The following is a 3511-nucleotide window of genomic DNA, read 5'->3' as shown; positions in this document are numbered from 1 at the left end:
TCACCCATCCAGAATCGCGCGTCAATCACGAACCATATGGGAGACACGCCCTAGCAGGCCCTTGACTCTCACGTGATCGGGCTCAGAGCAGGTCTGGGAATCTCGATCGCTGTGCTCAGCCTTTTCCTCGATAGCACCCGACTCGGGGTGACCCAACCGCAGAACGATGACGCTCGAAGGCCAGCGACACATGCTGCCCATCAGTGGTTTCTCGTGTCCGAGTAGCCCGCGCTTACCTTCGCGACCGAGCATGTCAGAGACCCAGAGACAGGCCGTGTCAGTCGGAGCTAGTTCAAAGACGGGGCCGCCGAATGCGTGTGTCCCCCAATGACCCGGTTTCGTCCGCTGAGGTATCCGAGGCCAGCGAGGATGATGCATATGACGACCATTCCGGTTAGTACCGGCGTCCGGTCTCCTGTGGTGTCGTGGAGGGCGCTAAAAACGAGCGGGCCTGCGGCGGCGACGAGGTAGCCGAGGGTCTGGGCCATACCGGACAGGCTCGCGGCTTGGCCGTGGTGCGTGGTGCGCAGGCCGAAGAACGACAGTGCGAGGACGACGTTTACTCCTGCGGCGAACCCCAGTACGCAGATCCAGACCAGCGCGAGTTGTGGTGCGAAGTAGATTCCCGCGAGTCCGGCGGCGACAAGGAGCGGGCCCGTGACCGCGAGAAGTCGTTGGTCTCGCATTCGGGGGATCATGACGGCGCAGACGAGACTCGCGAGCACTCCGAGCGCGTTGAGGACGAACTGGTGGATGTTGATCTCGTAAGCACGGATTCCGGCAGCGGCTTCGATGGAGGGCAGCCAGGTGATCAGACTGTAGAAGATCAGGGATTGCAGTCCCATGAACAAGGTCACCTGCCAGCCGAGAAGGCTCGTCCATGGGGAGCGCCACGTCGCGTGATGCGCTTTCGGGAGCTCGAGTGCGATGTCTTCCTCCGAAGCGGTGAGCACGGTCCGCCTGCGCAGCTGCGGAGCAAAGACCCCGAGGCTGATGAGTGCAAGCCCGGCCCACATCCCCAGAGGAAGTCTCCATCCGAGCGCGGTCGCCCCGGCGAGCGGCGCTGCAATTCCTGCTGCCACCGCCGCGAAGGTCGACTGCAGGGCGGAGTATCCGCCGGTGACTTGGGCGATCTTGTTCGGGAAGTCGCGTTTGATGAGTGCCGGGAGGACGACGTTGAGGATCGCGATGGCCACCCCAATGAGGACGGTCCCAATCCACAGCAGTGCCAGTGGTGGTGTGGAGCGGGTGATGAGTCCTGCGATGAGGAGGAGCAGGCTGATCCCGATCGTGCGTTCGAGCCCGAGTCGGTGAGCGATGCGCGGGGCAATGGGTGACACGAGCGCGAACGCCACCAGCGGCAGGCTGATGAGCGCTGACGAGAGCAGCGCGCTGATCTGGGTGGAGCGTGCGATCTCAGGTAGTACCGGGCCGACCGTGGTGATGGCCGCACGTAGGTTGCCCGCGGCAAGCAAAATCCCGATAAGCACCAGCAGTGCCGACGGCTGAATGCGCACGCGTCGCGGGCGGGTTAATGTGGGCAGGGTGTCAGTGTGAAGCATCGTGTCTTTCTTGAGAGCTGGATCCGCAGATCATTCGATCGTCGTCGGCTGTAGTGCAGGACCCCGCAGCGATGATGAGGTTCGTGGACTCAGGGCAGGTGGCGTAGATCCAAGGCGGAGGAGGACGTCCGCTCGTCACTGCCGTTTCCAGTAGTTCCCTGCGTGGATAGCACTGCGGGGTACACCGGCCCGGCGGAGGCGTGTGACGAGTTCGTGTGTGAAAGAGCGCTCCCCCGCGATGCCGACGAGGTCAGGAACCAGAGGGAGTCTGCGTGCGAGCATCGTTGAAACGAACGCCTCCCATGCAGCGCTTTGCTCGCCCTGCTTCGGTACAGCGACGACCGTGACGTGGTCGGCAGATCGATCTACTTCTGTCGCCGCCACCGTGCGGGGAACGTACAACGTTGTGGGTACCTCTGATGGGGTCTCTGCCGCGACAGCGAGAGCTGCGGGAGCGCCTGCCTCATCGGCAATGAGTAGCTGCCACCGGGTGTCGGCAGGGACATAGTAGCGGCGCCCGTTGTCGATGACATCGACCGTGGACCCGAGCGGTGCATCCTCCGCCCAGGTACTGAGCGGACTCTCGCCGTGCAGCAAGATGTCGAAGTCGATCTCCAGCGCGTCCGCGCGGTAGCCACTGACCGTGAGACGTCGACGGAGTGGGCGGGTAAGCGCTGCTGCGAACCCCCACTGCGATGCTGCGCTCCATGGATCCGCGATCATCGGCACCATGTAACGCCAGGCTTCTTCCTCAGGCCAAGGGATCAGCAGCGTGCATCGCTGATCCCCGCCCTGGTAACGGAAACTCTCTAGGCCGAACCCGCTCAAGGTCACGCGGACCGCACTTTCCCCGATCGGACGACGCTCCACGAGCGTCAACTCCTGCCTGCGTCCGAGGAAGGGGCGCCTACACCATGGCGGAGTGTGGCGGCGATCGCCGCTGTGTAACGAAGACATGGAGTTCACCTTTCTGGACCGGCGACACTCATCGCCTTCTTGATTAGGACACCCTAACTCAGACTTGATTAGGATACCCTATCTGTGAACGAAAGCGCACACCAAGCAAGAGAGGGCGAGGATGCCGCCACGCAGACACACCCGTCAGGACGTGATCGACGCCGCGTTAGAGCTGCTGAACGAACACGGCTTGGATGCTGTCACCATCCGCGAAGTCGCACGACGCATGCGAGTCAACGTGAACACCGTGTCTTTCCAGGTCGGGACAAAAGCACGCCTGCTCGGACTGATGTCAGACGCCGTATTGGCACATCTCTCCCTGGATGACCTACCCGAGGACGGGTTCCAGCGAGCAGAGGAGATCCTCAGTCGCTACCGACACACCCTGCTGACATACCGCGACGGTGCACGCCTCACCGCAGGCAACACGCCGTTCGAGGAGCACACACGGGACTTCACCGAGGAGCTCGTGACCGCCCTCAGTATCGCGGGCGTGCCCGACAGAGAAAGCGCGCACGGCATGTGGGCACTGTTCTACTTCCTGCTCGGCATCACCCAAGAACAACAAGCCGCGCAAATCCAAGCCGCCCCAGAAGAAGTTCCGCCCTCCGATAGATACCCGACTCTGCACCGCCTTCACCCGCACCTGTTCTCCGCAGACTTCGACGCATGCTACGACTTCGGTGTTGCCGCCATCCTCACCCACCTCCGCCAAAGCGTCCTGGCGCAAGAGCAACGAACGGACACCTGAAGGTGTCAGCGCGATCACACAATCCGAGCTCGCCGTATGCAGCAGCTTCATTCCAGTAGTGAGTCAGTGTCACCGGATCAGCACGGATCTTCGGATGGAATGACCTCAGCCATTCCTTCGACACCTACCGCGCAGGACTCTCTGTTTACAGGGAGGACCGCTCGTGAAACTCATGCGGGTCTGTCGGAAAGTTTGTGTGTGAGGGGTTCGGCGTGATCGGTTCGGCTTCGGTCGGACGGGA

At 62.3% G+C, this 3511-nt stretch carries 3 protein-coding genes; 1 reads left to right on the top strand and 2 read right to left on the bottom strand.

What is annotated here, in order from left to right:
• Positions 1–287 precede the first annotated feature (287 nt).
• Entirely contained in the window at positions 288–1562 is a 1275-nt protein-coding gene (locus tag FM119_RS02440; RefSeq protein ID WP_087136111.1) for an MFS transporter, read from the bottom strand.
• Between the two features lie 135 nt (positions 1563–1697).
• Positions 1698–2519 (bottom strand): siderophore-interacting protein, encoded by an 822-nt coding sequence (locus FM119_RS02435; RefSeq protein ID WP_087136110.1) that lies wholly within the window; start codon positions 2517–2519, stop codon positions 1698–1700.
• Between the two features lie 151 nt (positions 2520–2670).
• Here FM119_RS02435 and FM119_RS02430 point away from each other — a divergent pair, with 151 nt between their 5' ends.
• Positions 2671–3270, top strand: a complete 600-nt coding sequence (locus FM119_RS02430; protein ID WP_179205162.1) for a TetR/AcrR family transcriptional regulator C-terminal domain-containing protein — start codon at positions 2671–2673, stop codon at positions 3268–3270.
• The last annotated feature ends 241 nt before the right edge of the window (positions 3271–3511 follow it).

Origin of the sequence: Mycetocola reblochoni REB411 (assembly GCF_900163835.1) — a bacterium.
GTDB classification, from domain to species: Bacteria; Actinomycetota; Actinomycetes; order Actinomycetales; family Microbacteriaceae; genus Mycetocola_B; species Mycetocola_B reblochoni.
Note: the sequence above shows the minus strand (reverse complement) of the source record. Positions and strands in the feature narration are given on the sequence as shown.